This is a genomic window from Nocardia mikamii NBRC 108933 (genome assembly GCF_001613505.1).
GTDB lineage: Bacteria > Actinomycetota > Actinomycetes > Mycobacteriales > Mycobacteriaceae > Nocardia > Nocardia mikamii.
This window is the reverse complement of the sequence record NZ_BDCM01000026.1, coordinates 16,331-33,324: the sequence shown is the minus strand read 5'-3', so window position 1 is coordinate 33,324 and position 16,994 is coordinate 16,331. Positions and strand designations below refer to the sequence as shown.

The following is a 16,994-nucleotide window of genomic DNA, read 5'->3' as shown; positions in this document are numbered from 1 at the left end:
TCTTGGGCACCGCCCTGCGGGTCGGCACAGTTGTCGTGCGTCGAAACGGGCCGGGTGAGCGAGAGAGGTCGATCGGGTGGTGCGGGAATCTCAGAGATGGTCGTCGACAGCGTTCCCGGACATCGTCCTCTTCGCCCGCGGGCCGGTACCCGCACTCGAGGCCGACCGTGTGGCCGGGGCGGTGGGCCGGCTGCTGGCGCGCCACTTCGTCACCGGCGGTGCCCGGGTGCGGATCACCGCCGCTCCCGGCGATACCGAACCTCTTCTGGTGCAAGTGAATCTCGCCCGATCCGATCGCCCGGTCCGGATGCAGGTGCGCACCCGCGGGCCCAACGAGGTGCTGTCGGTGGTGGTCCGGCTGGAACGGCAACTCACCGGCGGAACCGTCCGGGAGTGGCCGGATCCGGCACGACCGGCACTGGCCGACCCCGGAGCCGGAAAGATCGTGCGCCGCAAGGTATTCGCGCTCGACACCCTCCGCCCGAAGTCGGCCGTGGCGGTGATGGACGCGCTCGACTACGACGTCCATCTGTTCGTCGACGCCGAAACCGGTGAGGATGCCGTCGTCTACCGGGCCGGCCCATCGGGGCTGCGGCTGGCGCGCCGGTCGCGGATGCATCCGCCGTCCGATACCGGGGGCCGGGTCTTCACAGTGCATTCGCGCCCGACGCCCACCCTCACCGAATCCGCCGCGGTGGAGCGGCTGTGCGAGCACGGCCTGCCGTTCCTGTTCTACCTCGACGCCTTCACCGGGCGCGGACATCTGCTGTATCGCCGCTACGACGCGGACCTCACCCTCGTCACACCGTGCGCCGAGGTCGGATGCCCGGCGCCGGCATACCCGACTTCCGCCGAGGAACACCGCGACCGATCACCGGCCCGCGAGCGCGCCCGCGCCTGATTCAGCGGGGACGGCCCGGTATGCGGGTGTGGACGGTGAGCAGCAGATGGTCGAAGGCGGTGAGCGTCTGCGGCTCCGCGTTCGGAAGGGTCGGCAGCTCGGCGATCAGCTGAGCGGCCAGGTCGCGAAGTTTGGTGTTGGTCTCCTGGGAGCGCCAGGACAGGATCTTGAACGCCTGCTCGGCATTGACCCGATACATCCGCATCAGCACCCCCTTGGCCTGTTCGATCACCGCGCGATGCTCGATCACGTCGGGCAGGGCCGCAGACAGCGTCTCGCGTTCGCTCTCCGCGAGGGTCTCGGTCAGGTCGATGTAGAAACCGGCGGTGCCCGTGACGGCTCCGGCCTCGTCGTGGAGACGGTCGGCGACCACCATCACGTTGTGCACATCGCCCGCGGTGTCGATGAACCGATGCCGGCTGGAGAACGATTCACCCAGGTCGACCGCACGGGCGATGCGCGCGGCCACATCGTCGCGGTCGTCGGGATGTTTGTGCGACAGCAGCAGCTCGGTGGTCGGCACCACACTGCCGGGGCTGTAGCCGTGCATCCGGTACACCTCTTCCGACCACTCCCAGCGCCGCGTCGCGAACCAGAACCGGAAGGATCCGACCCGCGGCACACTGCTCGGGTCAGCCGATGCGGCTTCTGCTGCCGTGTGACCGTGTTCGTTGTCCATGCCGTTGCGCCGCACGACACGATTATGGCCGGTGGAGGCGGTGCGGGTCGCGAAGTCGGGGACGGCAGTGCCGAAAACCGCGCGTCGTCGCGCGGGTGCGGCTCACATGAAGGGCCACAGGTCCGCGTCGCGGTGACTGCACCGCGCCAAGCGGGGGTCGTCGGCGGGACGCAACCACCGCACCGGCACCCGGATCGGTTCGATCGCCGGCAGGCACGCCACGCGGCCGGTGCGGTCCACGAGCGAGCCCACGACGCGATATCCCTGTTTCGGGGCCAAGCCCAGCGCGGTGGCCTGGTCGTCGGTGAGCGTGACCTCGGTGTGCGAGCGTTCGATGAGCCGTAGTCCCTCGACCGTCACCGGATCGGTGTCGTAGTCGACCTTGGACGCCGTGAGCCGGAAACGCGCCCCCATCAGCAGGCTCGCCACCCACATCGAGGTACCCAGCCGCTCGCGATCGGGATAGCGGGCGACCGGCAATCGATGCGGGACCAGCACTACATACGTATGCCCGATCTCCACGTCACGGGCGCGCATGGCATCCAGAATCGTCCTCCCCGCATACCCGCGCAACGTTGCCGGTACAAGGTCGCCACGCAGGCATAGTGCGTGGTGCTGATCCGTGGGTTACGTCACAGGTCAGGACGGAAATAGTGCGCCGGGTGTCGCGGTTGAAACCGCTGTCGGCGTCCGAACAGCCCCGGGCCGCACCCTTCAGTCGCTACGAGCGACCACTCGCCGAGAGGCGCTTGTGGGACGTCGACCTGATACGGACGCCGCCGGGAACACCACCCGGCGGCGTTCTGCTGTCAGGATCGGTGTCGACTCACCGAGCAACCACACCGGCGCTGGGCAGATCGTCGTACACCGAGACCATCCGATCCAGGCCGGTGACCTGGATGACGCGTTTGGCCGCCCCCGATGCGACCACGCGCAACCGGCGGGGAGTCACCGTGGTGGCCGCCGCGTGCAGCACGCTCAACCCCGCCGATCCCAGGAAACCCACACCGGACAGATCGATCACCGGCGCGGCCTGATCGGCGTCCTCGAATGCCTCGCTCATCCGGTCCAGCACACTCTGCAGCTGGTCGGCCGTCATCGCGTCGACATCGCCGTGCGCCGATATGACGAGCGCGCCGCCGGTCCGGTCGACCTCGACGCTCAAGCCGCTGTCCTCCACCAAGACACTCATCTCCTCGTCACCGCCGTACATCACACTCGTATACAACCCCCGTCGCGCGGGCCCAAACCTCTTTTTTTCGTAGCACTCGTCCGCTGTCTGTGTGCTGTTCCGACTTCGGCGGCGCATTTTCGTGATATTCACGCGAGTGGAGCCGGACGGCCGAACACTCGCGCACGGGCCGGTAGCTTGGCCTCGCCTCGCCCCCACTCGGTCCGGCGCGGTGAAGCGGCACGCGCCAGGTCCGAACCGATGGAGGTTTAGCAGTGAGCAACCGTGTCCCCCACGGCCGCATCTCGCGCGGCAGCAAGATGGGCCGGCTCGCCGCGGGACAGGCGCTGCGCGGGGTCGGCACCCGGCTGTCGATGGTGGGCCGCACCGAAGAGGCGCGCCGGCGCCTGAGTGAACGCTCCGCGATGCAGGCCGCCCAGCAACTGGTCACCGTGCTCGGCGGCATGAAGGGCGCCGCGATGAAGCTCGGGCAGATGCTGTCGGTACTCGACCTCGACCTGCTGCCGGAAGAACAACGCGAGATGTTCCGCACCAAACTCGCGCAACTGCGTGACCAGGCGCCGGCGTTCCCGTTCGCCGCCATGCGCACGGTGATCGAGAACGATCTCGGCCCGCTGGCACGCATCTTCGCCGACTTCGACGAGACCCCGATCGCCGCCGCCTCCATCGGACAGGTCTATCGCGCCCGGCTGCGCGACGGTCGAGCGGTCGCGGTCAAGGTCAAATATCCCGGCGTCGACCGCGCGGTCGAAGCCGATATGCGCAATCTGATGATGATCAGCCGCCTCTGGAAGGCGATCCTGCCCAGCGCCGCCGACGAAGAGGTGCTCGCCGAGGTCGCCCGCAACATCGGCAGCGAACTCGACTATCCGCGCGAGGCCCGTACCCAGCACCATGTGGCGACCCGCTATCGCGGCCACCCCCATATCAGCGTGCCCGACAGCATCGAATCCTGCTGCGGCCCCAATGTTCTGGTCACCGAATTGGTCGACGGCGAGCCGTTCGGGCACCTGCGAACCCTTCCCGACGCCGACCGCACCCGCATCGGGGAGCTGATCTACCGCTTCTACATCACCTCCCTGTTCACCGACCACGAGTTCTGCGGCGACCCACATCCTGGCAACATCATGCTCGCCTCCGACGGGCGACTCGCCTTCGTCGACTTCGGGCTCTACACCGCGATGAGTCCCGCCGACGTCGAACTCGAACGCGACATCATCTGCGCCGCCGCCGAATACCGCGCCGAGGACATCTACCACTCCTGGGTGGCACAGGGCATCGTCGATCCCGACGCCGAGGTAACACCCGACGAATGCCTCGGTTACATCTGGGCCGCGACCGGCTGGCATCTGATCGACGAGGACATCACCGTCACACCCGAATTGGCCACCAGCGCAGTGGTACTCGCCGTCGACCCCCGCGCCGCCGAATTCAGCGGTATGCGCCACCAGCGACTGCCACCCGAGCACGTGTTCTCCCGCCGCGCCGATCTGTTCACCTACGCCGTCCTCGGACAACTGCACACCACCAACAACTGGCACCGCCTCGCCCGCGAATGGCTCTACCACGAACCCCCGGCCACCGATATCGGCGCCGACATCGCACGCTGGCGGCTCACGGCACGATCGTCGTGATCGGCACCGCGCCGGGATAGCCGCGGTCACGCGCATACCAGCACAGGAAACCGTCGCTGTCGGCCGACAGGTCGGTCACCCACCAGCGTTCCATCCCGTCACACAGATCCATATAGGTGCAGCAGTCGCGCAACTCCGCGAACGAACCGCGTTGGCGCGCCGCGCATACGAGTGCGGCGACGATCCTCCTGGCCGGAGGATGCCCGTAGACGACCCAGCCGTATCCGTCCTCGAGCGGTTGCAGCCGGACGCCGTAGAAGTGGCGGCCGAACAACCGGCCGACCGTGGGATCGATGGCGTAGCAATGCAAGTCGCGCATGGGCACCTCCGGATTCGTCGTCGACACTGCACGCGCGCGCGGTGCCGGGCATCGAGAGCCGAGATGCCCACCGGGTGGTGGTCGATCCACCCGGTGGGCACGGCCGCCGCGATGGGACGGCTGCGGTGGGGAGTGTCGGTAACACCCACCGCGATCCCGCGGCGGAGGATGCCCGCCGGTGCACCGGGAGGTCCACGACTCCTCCCGCGCACCGGCGAGCAAGCATCAATGGGTCAGAGCTTGCCGCCGCCGCCCACCAGCCACGGGTTGAAGCTGCAGGTCAGCGCCGGAGTCTGCGCCGGGTCGAGAGCATGCAGGATGATCGAGAGCACCCGCGGCGAATACATCATCGTCAGGTGATCCGACACGTCCTGCTCACAGCCGTCCTGCAGGGTGATGTTGTCGACCGTCGCACCCGGGCCGGGCTTCAGGAACGTCAGATCGTAGGGGTTGGTGATCTCGTCGTAGCGGCTGCCGACCACCGTGTAGTCCACGCCCGGCATCGTGTCACCACCGGCGTTGAGCTGATTCACGAAATCCGAGCCGATCGTCTGCTGAATGCCCGCGTGGCCGACGAAGATCTCCACCAACCCCAGCACGTCGATGCCAAGATTGTTGATCATCCGTCCCAGCGCGCCGATACCGTCCAGTGAGGTGCCGTGGTTGGTGGCGCCGAAGGTCATCATGTGATGCACCTTCGCCGCACCACCGTCGAACTTCAGATACCACCGCGACATCGCGCCACCCTGGGAATGGCCGACCAGATTCACCTTCTGCGACCCGGTCGCCGCCAGCACACGATCGACGAACTGCGCCAACTGTTTCGACGAGTCCTGGATGTACCCGGTGCCGTTGGTACCCGGCAGCACCGATCCCAGGCCGCCGCCCTGAATCAGATTCGATTTGCCGTAGTTGAAGGTGAACACGCAGTAGCCGGCGTCGTGGATGGGCTGGCTGACGTAGGAGAAGTTGTCGTAGGCGTTCTCCCAGGTGCCGTGCACCAGCACCACCGGCTCCGGATGCGCCGCAGTGGGTTTGCAATTCCAGTCGTTGGTTCCCGGAGGCGCGACATCCGGGTTCAGCAGGCCGTACCCGAAAGCGGCCAGGAACGAGCTCTGCGCCGGGCCGTAACCGACTGTGTCGCTGGAGGTTCCACCCGAGGAACCCGAACTCGACCCGGAACCGCCGTAGCAGTCACCGGACCCGTTGCCGGAGCCCGCACCACTGCCGGAGGTGCAGGCCGAACCGGTGCCGGAGCTCCCGCTGTCGGCGATCGCGTGCGCGGAGGGATTCTTCAGCCCGTGCGTGATCATCTCCGCGAGCTGCTGCTCCTGCTGCTGATCGCCGACGGGATCGGCGCCGGCGCCGACGCCCGTGAGCCCTACCGTGAGTGCGGCGGCCGCCGCGACAATGGCCGCACTCGTACAACTGCGGCGAAGACTTTTTTTCATGGTGTTCCCTGACATCGTCGAATTCGCTGCCCGGAAAGTCGTCGATCGACGTTTCCGGAATTCGCGAGCAAACGCTACGGAGACAATCGAGCACGCGGCGACCGTTGCGGCGATGTCTTCACGGGTTCACGAAACGATTCGGGGAGCGCCATGACTCCGCACAGTCGGTTCTTTCGCTGGCGCGGATATCGCGCGATGCCAGGCAGACAATTCATCACTTACGGGGGCGATGCGATTCTTCCGCCTGTCGATCCGAAATCGGGCACGGGGTTCGATCACGCCCGGGCGGCTGATCCCGGCGCGGCGCACGGTCGACACCAGGCCCTGAGTAACCGCGTCGCCCGGACACCGCTCGCGAGTGTTCATCGCATCGCCCACAAAAGTGAGCACTAGGACAGTTATACGTGTTCAGCGCTCTGGATTCAGCGCCCGTTGCGCTTGTTCACCCAGTTCAGAGCAGTAGTAGATACCAGCAGAGCAGTCTGCGAATCCGAGTAGAAGGTGAGCGAGAACTCGCATTATCTTCGATTCCTGGACGGCGGCAGCATGCCGGCGGCCGGACACCACCCCGCAGCCGTGACGAGGAGGTCACCTGTGACGACCCGATCAGCGCCGCACGCCCCGATCGCGCACGCCCCGAGCACCGGCCCCCTGGCCGCCGGCGACGCCGACCGCCTGGCCGAGCTCCTCCTGTCGCATCTGCGCACGAAAATCCACCCCTTCACCGCACTGCCGCGCCCACTGCTCGACGGCGACGTGAAAGCCATGATCCGCGTGTGCATGCGGTGGGCGAGCGAGCGCGGCACCGCGGCCGCCACCGCCGATCCCGCGGCGTTCCTGCGGGGCGCCGCCGCTCGATGGGCTCGCGCCGACCTGCCCATCGAGAAGGTGCTGCACGCGATGCACGTCGGATTCGGCGAAGCCCTCGAGGTCGTCGTCGCGCGCTCGGGCGAGCCGAGTTGCGACCGCCTCATCGCGTGGACGAGCGCCGCGGTAGAGCTGTCGGACCTGTGCACCGGGGCCATCAGCAGGGCGTACGTGCGGGAGTTGAAAGCCACCTCCGGCGACCACCACACCGCCGTCCACACCCTCACCTCGGCGCTGCTCGCCGGGCAGGCGAGCTCGAAAGTGGCACGGGAATGCGGCATTCCGATCGCCGACGAGTACTACGTGCTCGCCGTCCACGTGGCCGCACATCCGGACGAGAACCGACCCGGTCTCGATCGGCATGTGGTCGCCGGCCGCAAGTTGCGCCGCATCCAATCGGCGCTGACCCGCCAATTCCAGGACCGCGCACTGGCGATGCTGTCGGTCGACGGCGGAACGATCCTGCTGCCCTGCGACGTCTGCGGCGAGTCCGAACTAGACCGCGCCGTCGAGGTGGTGGCCGACTACGCCGCGGCGCCGGTCACCGCGGTCATGACCCGATGCGCCACCGACGCCGTCCCCGCGGCCGCCCGACGTACTCACGAACTTCTCGACACCACCGAATCGATCGGAATCGGCCCAGGACTGCACAAATTCGACGACCTCGCACTGCAATATCAATTGACCCGCCCGGGAATCGGGCGCCGAATATTGGAAACGCGTATCGCTCCGCTCGACGATCACCCCGAACTTCTGCGAACTCTGCATATCTTCTTCCACACCGATATGAATCGCCGGCGTACCGCACGGCAATTGAATATCCATCCGAATACCATCGATTACCGGCTTCGGCGCATCGGGCAATTGACCGGCTTCGACCCTTCCCGAAGCCAAGGTCTGTGGTATCTGCGCTCCGCGCTCATCGCTCGCGGCGCCACCTCGTCGACGGCCCCGTCCCCGTTCCCGGATCGGGCGGGACAGTCACGTCGCTCCGCCTGAGCCGCGACGCGCGGCTCAGGCGCCGTGGTCGATGCGAAGCGTCATCAGTTCGGGCCAGATCTGCGACCAGGGACGAATCGGACCGGCGCACAACGACACCCGGATGCCGTAGTTCACCCCTTGGAAACCGCTCGGGTCGTCGAGACGAGCCACCGGGACGACGGTCGCGAAGCGCGACGACAACTCCCGCTGCAGATCGGCACCGCCGACGTACAGCACCCGGGTCGCGGAATCCGGAGGCGGCCCGAAGTAACCGTAGCCCCGGCTCGCGCTGTACACCGGCGGAAGATCCGCGGACCCGAGCACGGCCAGAGCACTGGCCTGCCAGTAGTTCTGGGTCATGATCACCAGGCGGGCCCGCTCCTCCTCCGGTACGGCGCCGACGAGTTGCGGCCATCCCCGTAATCCGAAGAATTGCGCGCGAATCGCCATGTCGCCGTTGCGGATCGCGGGCCCGTGCAGCCTGGACTGCGGCAGCGGAAGCACGCACACCGCCGCCACCACGGCCACGGTGCCGGCGGCGCAGTAGGCCGCGAGCGCCTTGCCGGCCCGGCCCTGTGGCCCGTCTCCGACGAGATGAACCGCGGCCGTGGCGAAGAAGAGGTCCGACAGATGAGCCTGCAACGGCACCAACGGCCCCTGATCCGCATAACTCCACGACAACCGCCGCCCCGCCGGCACCATGTACAACTCGTCCCCCCACAACGGATACCGCCCCAACCGCGCGGTCGACAGCACGAACAGGCCGCCGGCGAGGATGGACAGTTCACGTAGTGCGAACGGGGGCGGGTTTTCCGAGGCGCGGGAACCGGCGGCATCAATGGCGGCGCTCACGGGGCGACCCTCCAACAGTGCAGACACGACGGACGCGCCATCGCCGCCCGATGCAGTAAATACTATGGCAGGCAACGCCTTTCGATGAAGCAACTACGGTTCGTCACAAGGCCGAACGGTACCGTTCGTGACGACTTCCGAAGTCCCGCAACACACGTCGGCCGCCCGGTCGTCAATGCCGCACCTACAGGATGCCGTGTGCGAGTTTCGCCAGGCCCTCGGCGATCTGCTCGGAGCCGAGCCCCCGCTCACGCTGATGCCGGTACACCTCGGCGGCGAGCGGTGCGAGCAGCGCGTCCACGAGTGAATCGGGCTCGGCCACATCGGCTTCGGTGAGCAGCGCGCGTACGTGCATCACCCAGAATTGATAAGCCCCGGTGCGGAACCGCGCGCCCCCGGTTTCCGCGCCGAGGACCAGATGGGCATGGGTGTCGAGCAATTCGACCATCGCAGCGTAGAACGCGGCCAGCCGATCACCGGGCGGGGCGCCCGGCCCGAGCGGCGGTTCGCCACGCAGCAACTGCTCCTGCAGTGCCCGCTCATGCTCGTCGAGCAGGGCGACGGCAATGGATCTCACGTCCGGATAGCGCCGGTACAGCGTCCCCCGCCCGACCCCGGCAGCCTTGGCGATGTCGTCCATGGTGATCGTGCGCGGGTCGCGCCCGGCGAACAGCGCGGCTGCGGCGGCCAGCACCTTGGCCCGATTACGAGCGGCGTCGGCGCGCTCGGTGGGGGCGGACGGGTCGTTGAGCAGTGGGAGGCCGGAGCTGTCCATGCAGCTCACTGTAGCCCTGCAGATTCAACTGGACAATCTGTCCGGTTAGGTTCTAGCATCGGACCGGTAAGCGGACAAACTGTCCAGTTGATTGGAGACTCGACAATGACCACCCTGTTGCACCTCGACGCCAGCGCCCGCCGCACCTCGATCAGCCGCGAACTGAGCGCCGCCTTCGCCGCGGCCTGGCGTGCCGAACATCCCGACGCCACCTACACCCACCGCGACCTGGCCGCCGATCCGATCCCGTTCATCGGCGAGGGCTGGACCGAACTGTGCGACCGCGTGCTGACTCAGGGCGCCACCGACCTCGACCGGCTGGGCGAGCTGGTGGATTCCCCTGCCCAGCAGCGGGCCTGGGAGATCGTCGAGCCGCTGCTGGCCGAGCTGCGCGCGGCCGATGTCGTACTGATCGGCACGCCGATGTACAACTACTCGATCCCGGCCAGCCTCAAAGCGTGGCTGGATCAGATCACCTTCCCGCGAATGTCACTGGCCCCCACCCGATTCGTGGTCGTCACCGCGCGCGGCGGCGCGTACTCGCCGGGCACGCCGAAGGCGATCTACGACTATCAGGAGCGCTATCTCCGCGACTTCTTCGCAGGCCATTTCGCCGTCGAGGACACAGTTTTCGTCAATTCCGAGCTGGTGAACTCGCGCCAGGACCCGGCCCTTGCCCACTTACGCGACGAGCACGACGCCTCCTACGCCGCCGCGCTCGCCACCGCCCGCACCCTGGGCAAGGAGTACTGAAATGAACTGGCTCGTCCTGAGTCTGGCCGGTGTGGTGGAGATCGCGTGGTCCCAGTCCATCAAGCCGACCCAGAGTTTCACCAAGCCGCTGCCCACCCTGCTGTGCTTCGCGCTCGCGGCGCTCGCGGTGTACCTGCTGTCTCACGCCATGCAGTCACTGCCGGTGGGCACCGCGTACGCCATCTTCACCGGCATCGGCGCGGCGGGCGCGATCACCCTCGGCATCGTCGTGCAGAAGGATCCGGTGAGCGCGGGCCGGATGCTGGCGCTGTCCATGATCATCGGCGGCATCATCCTGGCTCGGGTCACCAATCCGGAGTGAGGACCAGCCGGGACCGGGACCGTCCAGGTCAGCGACCATCAATTCCTGCTCGCCGGCGGCGGCACCGACACCACCGAGGTCACCGCAGAAGGAACCCTGATCTGGACCGGCCCCGGCTTCGTCACCGTCTTGACCGGAATCGCCTACGGCCCAGCCACTCTCACAGTCGACACCAACGAGACCACCGCGGCGCTGGGACGAATGGGAAACCGTCATCGATTCTCCTGAGGGCCTACGAGTGCTCAGCGTCGATGACGACCTCGCCTGATCGAATCGCCACCGTCCGCGCTCTCAGCGGGCGTGCGCACATACCGCCGACGTCCCGCCGTCCTGTGCACCGATGCTTGACCCTCTCGTGGCGTGAGGCGGCACAGTGGCAGCTATGGAAGCCATCGAACACACCGTCGGCGCGGTTGCGCAGTCGACCGGTATATCGGTTCGGACCCTGCACCACTACGACGAGGTTGGCCTGCTTCGGCCCAGCGGCCGCACCTCGTCGGGATACCGGCTCTACAGTGAGGACGATGTTGCGACGCTGCAGCGGATTCTGTTCTACCGCGAACTGGGTTTCGGCCTCGAGGACATCTCGGGCGTGCTGAACGGTTCCGGCCTCTCCGACGAGGACCACCTGCGTCGCCAGCACGAACTTCTGAGCGAGCGGATCTCCCGACATCAGGCGATGATCGCGCTGATCGATCGGGAGGTGGCCGCCCGCAAGGCGGGCATCAGCCTCACGCCCGCCGAGCGGTTCGAGGTGTTCGGCGGCGACCGTCTCGTCGAGTTGGCCGACGAGGCCGAGCGGCGCTGGCGCGATCAGCCGGAGTTCACTCAGCTGCGAGAACGGACCAGCCGATACACCAAGCAGCAGTGGCTCGAACTGCGCGCCGAACAACGAGAAATCCACCAAGCCCTCGCCGATGCGATGCGTGCGGGCACCCCGGCCGACGATCCAGCGATCATGGAGATCGCCGAACGGCACCGTCGTCATCTCGAACACTGGTTCCACGACTGCGACTTCGACACCCATCGACGCCTGGCCGAGGAATACCGCGCCAACCGCCGACTCGGCCTCAACTATGACGATATGGCCCCGGGGCTGTCGCAGTACATCCACGACGCGATCCTGGCCAACTGCCGCCGCGGCACCCGATCCGCTGGCCGATGACCCCGAAGCGGTTATCGTCGCGGAGAGCGAGTAAGCAGAACCGGAGGCGACAACTTTGAGCACGACAGTGACCGACGAACAGATTCAAGCGCTGGCCGCGACAGCGAAACCCTTCAGCCTGGCCGTGCTGCACTGGGGCCCGGATCGAGACATGGACGGCGCGAATGCAATTGAACTCGAGCACCAGCGCCGCATGGTCTCATTGCGATCCGATGGCGTGATCGCGGTCCTGTGCCCGGTCGCCTCCGACACCATCGCGGGCGTCGCGATCATGACCGTCCCCGCCGAAGAGGCCACCGCGATCCTCGCCGGGGACCCATGCGTGCAAGCCCGGATGATGCACTACGAGGTACACCCGTGCCACGGGTTCCCCGGGGACACCCTTCCCGGCTGAATGACCGGTTCGCCGCGGCGGAACCCGGCCGCTTTCAGTCGAGCGGCTCCGTACCGCCATCTCCGCGATCTCAACAGCTGAGCAGGGGGCGAACCCGTCCGCGCCAGGCATCGCCGTGCGATACGCGGTCGGGTGAACCGCAGGACTGCTACCGCTTCGCGGCCTGCCACAGCGCCAACGTCGCACCGCCGGGCTCGTCGATCACCACTACCGAACCCGGCGGCAAGTCGACGCGGGGCTTGATGATTCGCGCGCCGAGCGCGACAGCCTGCTCGGCTGCGGTATCCACATCGGGCACCGGCACGTACGGAATCCACTGCGGGCGACGCGAGTCGCCGGCCGCGAGCGGGGTGAATCCACCCCACAGACCGTCGCTCGTGCCGAACATCGGGCCCGCGGGCGATTCGGTGATCGGCCATCCGAACAGCTCGGAGTAGAAGCGCCGCGACGCATCGAGGTCAGTGGTCCGGACGTCATGGAAAGCGAAAACTTGGGACATGCGTCCTGATTTTAGGTCGCATGTCCCAAGTTTGGCAACGGGCAGGTAGATTGGGGCCGTGACGACGAGACCGGTCATCGAGGCCAACCGGCGTGGCAAGCGCGAGCAGATCGTGGACGCGGCCAAACAGGTTCTCGCACGTGACGGTTTGGCCGCGTGTACAGCGCGTTCGGTCGCGGAGGCGAGCCCGCTGAGCAAGAGCGCGGTGCACTACTACTTCGACGACATCCACCAACTCGTCGATCAAGCCATGCGTGAACACGTGGCCGCGATGGTAGCGGCGCTGCGCCGGGCCGCCGACGCCGAAACCGATGCGGCCGAGAAGGTCTGGGCAGTGGTCGACACGTACCTGCGGATGTTCGCCGAGCAGCCCAATGCGGCGTTCTTGTGGTTCGAGTACTGGATCGACACCGGCCGTCGGCACTCCTCCGGAGCCGTCGGCGCGACCCTCGCCGATATGCGCACACTGCTGAGCGAGGTCCTCGCCGAACTCCCCGTCGAGGATTCCGCCGCGACCGCCCGCACGGTGCTGTCCTGGCTGCTGGGCACCGTCGTACAACAGCAAGTGCAGCCGAACACACCGACTTCCATACGCGGAGAACTGGACGCGATCCTTCGAAGCGCCACAACGTAATCCAGCCCGCGACCATCGACCGCCCGGCTTCAGCACGGCACCCCATCCACAATTCGAGACCGCCATGAAGCGACGAGACGTCGGCTCGACCGCCACCCGTTTCTCGTCAAACCTGACCAGCGGGCTGAAGTTCGGCCGCGTTCGCCGCTAGGTCACCGGCAGCCCGCGTGGACCGCATCGCGGCGAGGACGCCGCGAGCGACGAGTGCCGTCTCCACCACGGGTCGAAATGAGCGACACGGCTCGACCGCCTCGGCGGCAATCTCGTTGCGCGGCAGTGAATTCCACATTCCACACGTCATACTGTCACACACCGGCATCAACAACGACGACGCCGGACTTACGGAGGCACCTGCGCCACAACCCTTCCCATCCGGAACAAATGCGCGCTCTATGACCGGCCCCCACCTGGCCTCGGTGGTGATTCGGGTGTTGCCGGGACCACGCACAAGACGAGAATCAGCAGGCTCACCATGATCGGGATGACCAAGTAGGCGCAACCGCTGGTGAACAGTTGCGCGGCGCTCGCAATCAGCCCCACCCCGGACGCAAGGATCAACAGGACTCGGCCCGCAGCCTTTTCCACCAGCAGCAAGAATGCGCCCACGAACCAGAGCAGGCCGATGGCCGCGACCACGACCCCAATGCTCAGATTGGTGTGGCCGATCTCGACTGACGAATCGCGGGCATGTTCTTCGAGGCCGGTCACCTGCTCTTCGATGCCGACCACCACATAGAGGGTCCATGCGATTCCGGCCAGTCCGGTCAGCAGACCGACCATCAGCGCGATGAAGGCTGCGGCGACCGCGGTGGCCCGCAGATCGGGCTTCGGCAACTCCGGTTGGCCATGCGGGTCTTTCACAACCCACTCCCTTTCCTTGCCGCGCGCACCGACCGTGCGCGGTCCACGACAAGTACAGCTGGTCCGGCACACATACGACGAACACTGAGGCGGTCGCTGTCGGCGTATTCCTCGCCGGCGCGTTCACCGGACGGCCGGTCAGGCCGGCGGAATTCGCTCCCACCCGGCCCCTTGAAGCTCGAACACGTAACGGCCTTCGTGATGCGAACGTGATCTGGAATACAAAACCACCAATTGTGAGCGGCAACATAGTTTAGAAGAAATCTGCTGGTCCGGCGCATGAAAGGGCGGCAACAACCGTCGCGCAGCTCCGCCTCGGCCGTCTCGTCGTTGCCGCCGTGATGCCGGAGCGTTATCGTATGGAGATATGTTCGGCTACCTGGTCCGAATGTGCCTTGCGAATCGTAATTCGCGTCTCCCAATTGAAACCGTCGCCGAAATCGGCCGCGCCTTCGGCGTGAGAAACCGGTCGGCGGACTGATCGCGGTAGGACGCGCGCCCGACTCCGGTCGAGGCGCGGCACAGCACAGCGCCCGAAGCATCGCGACGGTTCGGCCGTTCCGGGGTCAGGTCATCCCCCACAGCACTCCGTGCAGAGGCGAGTTCATTCGATCCCGCCCGGCTGCCCGCTGCTCGCTGTGTGCCCGAACAGTCGAGAACAGGAATCAGATCGCATGTCCGCAACATCCGCACGTCGCAGATCGATGACCTCGATCGTCCGCACCGCCGGTACCGTGTCGCTGGCCGCCACCGCGGCAGCGACCATCATCGCCACGGCCGGCGGTGGCGCGTCGTCCACACCACCGGCGATCGATATGAAGGCGCTCTCGGCTACCGTCGCCGCGACCGGCGCGCCCGGAGCGGCTCAGGCACCCGGCCCGGCTCCTCAGCCCGTCGCAGCCCCGGCTCCTCAGCCCGTCGCGGCCCCGGCGGCGCTGCCCGGCGCCGATCAGGCGCATGTCACCGCCTGGCTACCGGAGATCAACAGCGCGATGCGATCGGCCGGTATCGACACACCACAGCGTGCCGCCGCTTTCCTCGCCCAGGTCGGACAGGAGACCGCCGGTTTCGCCACGTTGACCGAGTACAGCGACGGCGATGACTACAACGGACGGGCAGATCTCGGCAACACCCAACCGGGCGACGGCCCCAGGTACAAAGGGCGCGGTGGCCTCCAACTCACCGGACGCCACAACTACGAACGCGCAAGCCAGGCGCTCGGTGTCGACTTCGTCAATCACCCTGAGCTTGTGGCGGATCCGAAGTACGCGTTCGCCACGGCCGCGTGGTACTGGAACACCCACAATCTCAACGCCGCCGCCGACAACGCGCACCCCCAGGACCCCGCGAGCATCGATCCCGTCTCGCAGATCATCAACGGCGGTTCCAACGGGAGAGACGTCCGGCGTGACCACTTCATCCAGGCATGCCAAATTCTGAAATGCCCGTAAGCCGCGCAGGCTCGGGGCTGGGCTCCTGCGGAGGTTGAAATCGATCAACCGGTCCGACCTGGCGGATATGCGCCGGGAGTCGAACGAGGGCGACCGGGTTGGTCTCGGGCCGACGACTGTCGACGTATTGAGCTGCCGCATTGCGCGGTGATCGGACCGGTCGCAGATGAGCAGTTCCGCGCCGGGCCATACGGTGGCCTGCCGGCCTGCCCGCGAACGGTCTCGCGGTCTGCGCTGTGCGGCTTCATCGGTGGGTGGCGTGCTCAGTGCGCGGTCCATCCACCGTCGACCGGTAGTACAGCGCCGGTGAGGTAGGAAGCTGCCGGACTGGCGAGCAAGACCGCCGCGCCGACGAGTTCCTCCGGGTCAGCCCACCTGCGCATCGGAACTCGGTGGTCGAGAAATTCCCGGACGTAGGGATCGCCGTCGATGTTGTCGTTCAACGCTGTGCGGAACGGGCCCGGTGCCAGCGCATTGACGCAGATTCCGGTACCCGCCAGTTCAGCGGCGAGGCTACGGGTGAGCTGGACCACCGCACCCTTGCTCGCTGCGTAGCCCGCACGGCCCGCGGCTCCGACCAGCCCCAAGGCGCTGGCGAGAGTGACTATGCGACCGTATCCAGCTTGTTGCATCGTCGGCACGACCGCCTGGCAGGCCAGAAATGTGCCGACGACATTGACGTCGAGACAGTCGCGCAATGTACCGGCGTCGAGCGTGTCGAGACCGCCGCGGGCCTGGATACCCGCGCTGGTGACAAGCACGTCCAGGCGCCCGTGACTGTCGAGTATGGTCCGAACGACGTGGTGCACGGAATCCTCGCTGGTCACGTCACAGGACGCGCCCTCGGCGATTTGGCCGGTGCGAGTAGATATCTCGGTTGCGGCTCGTTCGCTTGCCTCGCGTCGCCGCCCGGCGACGATCACCGTCGAGCCGGCGGCTGCCAGCCCCGTTGCGATGGCACGCCCTAGTCCGGACGAGCCGCCAGTGACCAGCGCCACCTGCCCAGTCAAATCAGCCCACGGTGCGACTGCCGGTCCGGCGACAGCCTGCGGTGAAGTGAGTTTCCGGATCATGATCGCTTCCCTCGGATACGAATCCCGCTCTGTTGTTCTGTAAACAGAACGCCCTGAACGGAACAGTACTGCCGCGCCGGCCCCGGCTCAACCCGGTTACCACCAGGACAGGAAAGGTGGGCCCGGACACTGCGTGCACCCTCCTCGCGGGTCGACTGCATGCCGAATCGTTCTGTATGCAGAACAATGAA

General features: G+C 66.8%; 19 protein-coding genes. 9 read left to right on the top strand and 10 right to left on the bottom strand.

Annotation, left to right across the window (positions count from 1 at the left end):
* The first annotated feature begins 76 nt into the window (after positions 1–76).
* Positions 77–901 (top strand): sigma 54 modulation/S30EA ribosomal C-terminal domain-containing protein, encoded by an 825-nt coding sequence (locus NMI01S_RS31720; RefSeq protein ID WP_063920928.1) that lies wholly within the window; start codon positions 77–79, stop codon positions 899–901.
* A gap of 1 nt (position 902) precedes the next feature.
* Here NMI01S_RS31720 and NMI01S_RS31715 read toward each other — a convergent pair whose 3' ends face one another.
* The 3 genes from NMI01S_RS31715 to NMI01S_RS31705 form a co-directional block, all read right to left on the bottom strand.
* The gene (locus NMI01S_RS31715) at positions 903–1,580 is read right to left on the bottom strand and encodes a PAS and ANTAR domain-containing protein (RefSeq protein WP_063002510.1); all 678 of its coding nucleotides are present in this window, start codon (positions 1,578–1,580) and stop codon (positions 903–905) included.
* A 102-nt stretch (positions 1,581–1,682) separates the two neighbouring features.
* Positions 1,683–2,117, bottom strand: coding sequence for a hypothetical protein (locus NMI01S_RS31710; RefSeq protein WP_063002426.1), 435 nt, complete (start codon positions 2,115–2,117; stop codon positions 1,683–1,685).
* A 289-nt stretch (positions 2,118–2,406) separates the two neighbouring features.
* A complete protein-coding gene (locus NMI01S_RS31705; protein ID WP_063920930.1) occupies positions 2,407–2,772 on the bottom strand; it encodes an STAS domain-containing protein in 366 nt (121 codons plus the stop codon).
* A gap of 254 nt (positions 2,773–3,026) precedes the next feature.
* On the opposite strand from NMI01S_RS31705, the gene NMI01S_RS31700 reads away from it, so the two are divergent.
* On the top strand, positions 3,027–4,406 hold the full coding sequence (locus NMI01S_RS31700) for an ABC1 kinase family protein (RefSeq protein WP_063002424.1): 1,380 nt from the start codon (positions 3,027–3,029) through the stop codon (positions 4,404–4,406).
* On the opposite strand, the gene NMI01S_RS31695 is transcribed toward NMI01S_RS31700, so the two are convergent.
* Both NMI01S_RS31695 and NMI01S_RS31690 read right to left on the bottom strand, forming a co-directional pair.
* Complete coding sequence (locus tag NMI01S_RS31695) at positions 4,387–4,725, bottom strand: hypothetical protein (protein WP_157126467.1); 339 nt, start codon at positions 4,723–4,725, stop codon at positions 4,387–4,389. The two genes, NMI01S_RS31700 and NMI01S_RS31695, sit on opposite strands and share 20 nt — an antisense overlap.
* Before the next feature lie 233 nt (positions 4,726–4,958).
* Positions 4,959–6,176, bottom strand: a complete 1,218-nt coding sequence (locus tag NMI01S_RS31690) for an esterase/lipase family protein (RefSeq protein ID WP_063002422.1) — start codon at positions 6,174–6,176, stop codon at positions 4,959–4,961.
* Between the two features lie 594 nt (positions 6,177–6,770).
* On the opposite strand from NMI01S_RS31690, the gene NMI01S_RS31685 reads away from it, so the two are divergent.
* On the top strand, positions 6,771–8,042 hold the full coding sequence (locus NMI01S_RS31685) for a PucR family transcriptional regulator (RefSeq protein WP_245717115.1): 1,272 nt from the start codon (positions 6,771–6,773) through the stop codon (positions 8,040–8,042).
* A 15-nt stretch (positions 8,043–8,057) separates the two neighbouring features.
* On the opposite strand, the gene NMI01S_RS31680 is transcribed toward NMI01S_RS31685, so the two are convergent.
* Entirely contained in the window at positions 8,058–8,876 is an 819-nt protein-coding gene (locus NMI01S_RS31680; RefSeq protein ID WP_063002421.1) for a hypothetical protein, read from the bottom strand.
* Between the two features lie 184 nt (positions 8,877–9,060).
* Positions 9,061–9,651 (bottom strand): TetR/AcrR family transcriptional regulator, encoded by a 591-nt coding sequence (locus tag NMI01S_RS31675; RefSeq protein ID WP_063002420.1) that lies wholly within the window; start codon positions 9,649–9,651, stop codon positions 9,061–9,063.
* A 105-nt stretch (positions 9,652–9,756) separates the two neighbouring features.
* Here NMI01S_RS31675 and NMI01S_RS31670 point away from each other — a divergent pair, with 105 nt between their 5' ends.
* The 4 genes from NMI01S_RS31670 (at position 9,757) to NMI01S_RS31655 (ending at position 12,285) form a co-directional block, all read left to right on the top strand.
* Positions 9,757–10,404: an FMN-dependent NADH-azoreductase gene (locus NMI01S_RS31670; RefSeq protein ID WP_063002419.1), complete on the top strand. Its 648-nt coding sequence runs from the start codon at positions 9,757–9,759 to the stop codon at positions 10,402–10,404.
* A gap of 1 nt (position 10,405) precedes the next feature.
* Complete coding sequence (locus NMI01S_RS31665) at positions 10,406–10,726, top strand: DMT family transporter (protein WP_063002418.1); 321 nt, start codon at positions 10,406–10,408, stop codon at positions 10,724–10,726.
* Positions 10,727–11,108: 382 nt separating this feature from the next.
* Positions 11,109–11,891 carry a MerR family transcriptional regulator gene (locus NMI01S_RS31660; protein WP_063002417.1) on the top strand — a complete coding sequence of 261 codons (783 nt, stop codon included), beginning with the start codon at positions 11,109–11,111 and terminating at the stop codon, positions 11,889–11,891.
* 67 nt (positions 11,892–11,958) lie between these two features.
* Positions 11,959–12,285 carry a YciI family protein gene (locus NMI01S_RS31655; protein WP_218021179.1) on the top strand — a complete coding sequence of 109 codons (327 nt, stop codon included), beginning with the start codon at positions 11,959–11,961 and terminating at the stop codon, positions 12,283–12,285.
* 148 nt (positions 12,286–12,433) lie between these two features.
* Here the strand turns inward: NMI01S_RS31655 and NMI01S_RS31650 are convergent, their stop codons facing one another.
* Positions 12,434–12,784, bottom strand: a complete 351-nt coding sequence (locus NMI01S_RS31650) for a VOC family protein (RefSeq protein ID WP_063002415.1) — start codon at positions 12,782–12,784, stop codon at positions 12,434–12,436.
* Between the two features lie 58 nt (positions 12,785–12,842).
* Here NMI01S_RS31650 and NMI01S_RS31645 point away from each other — a divergent pair, with 58 nt between their 5' ends.
* The gene (locus NMI01S_RS31645) at positions 12,843–13,418 is read left to right on the top strand and encodes a TetR/AcrR family transcriptional regulator (RefSeq protein WP_218021178.1); all 576 of its coding nucleotides are present in this window, start codon (positions 12,843–12,845) and stop codon (positions 13,416–13,418) included.
* Positions 13,419–13,808: 390 nt separating this feature from the next.
* On the opposite strand, the gene NMI01S_RS31640 is transcribed toward NMI01S_RS31645, so the two are convergent.
* Positions 13,809–14,279: a hypothetical protein gene (locus NMI01S_RS31640; protein WP_063002413.1), complete on the bottom strand. Its 471-nt coding sequence runs from the start codon at positions 14,277–14,279 to the stop codon at positions 13,809–13,811.
* A gap of 674 nt (positions 14,280–14,953) precedes the next feature.
* Here NMI01S_RS31640 and NMI01S_RS31635 point away from each other — a divergent pair.
* Positions 14,954–15,730: a glycoside hydrolase family 19 protein gene (locus NMI01S_RS31635; RefSeq protein WP_063920927.1), complete on the top strand. Its 777-nt coding sequence runs from the start codon at positions 14,954–14,956 to the stop codon at positions 15,728–15,730.
* 263 nt (positions 15,731–15,993) lie between these two features.
* Here the strand turns inward: NMI01S_RS31635 and NMI01S_RS31630 are convergent, their stop codons facing one another.
* A complete protein-coding gene (locus NMI01S_RS31630; protein WP_218021177.1) occupies positions 15,994–16,728 on the bottom strand; it encodes an SDR family NAD(P)-dependent oxidoreductase in 735 nt (244 codons plus the stop codon).
* Positions 16,729–16,994: the final 266 nt, after the last annotated feature.

Coding starts and splice junctions, on each gene's coding strand:
- NMI01S_RS31710 (WP_063002426.1), bottom strand. CDS start 2,117: ATGCGCGCCCGTGACGTGGAGATCGGGCATACGTATGTAGTGCTGGTC.
- NMI01S_RS31635 (WP_063920927.1), top strand. CDS start 14,954: ATGTCCGCAACATCCGCACGTCGCAGATCGATGACCTCGATCGTCCGC.
- NMI01S_RS31670 (WP_063002419.1), top strand. CDS start 9,757: ATGACCACCCTGTTGCACCTCGACGCCAGCGCCCGCCGCACCTCGATC.
- NMI01S_RS31690 (WP_063002422.1), bottom strand. CDS start 6,176: ATGAAAAAAAGTCTTCGCCGCAGTTGTACGAGTGCGGCCATTGTCGCG.
- NMI01S_RS31665 (WP_063002418.1), top strand. CDS start 10,406: ATGAACTGGCTCGTCCTGAGTCTGGCCGGTGTGGTGGAGATCGCGTGG.
- NMI01S_RS31695 (WP_157126467.1), bottom strand. CDS start 4,725: ATGCGCGACTTGCATTGCTACGCCATCGATCCCACGGTCGGCCGGTTG.
- NMI01S_RS31675 (WP_063002420.1), bottom strand. CDS start 9,651: ATGGACAGCTCCGGCCTCCCACTGCTCAACGACCCGTCCGCCCCCACC.
- NMI01S_RS31705 (WP_063920930.1), bottom strand. CDS start 2,772: ATGAGTGTCTTGGTGGAGGACAGCGGCTTGAGCGTCGAGGTCGACCGG.
- NMI01S_RS31650 (WP_063002415.1), bottom strand. CDS start 12,784: ATGTCCCAAGTTTTCGCTTTCCATGACGTCCGGACCACTGACCTCGAT.
- NMI01S_RS31660 (WP_063002417.1), top strand. CDS start 11,109: ATGGAAGCCATCGAACACACCGTCGGCGCGGTTGCGCAGTCGACCGGT.
- NMI01S_RS31715 (WP_063002510.1), bottom strand. CDS start 1,580: ATGGACAACGAACACGGTCACACGGCAGCAGAAGCCGCATCGGCTGAC.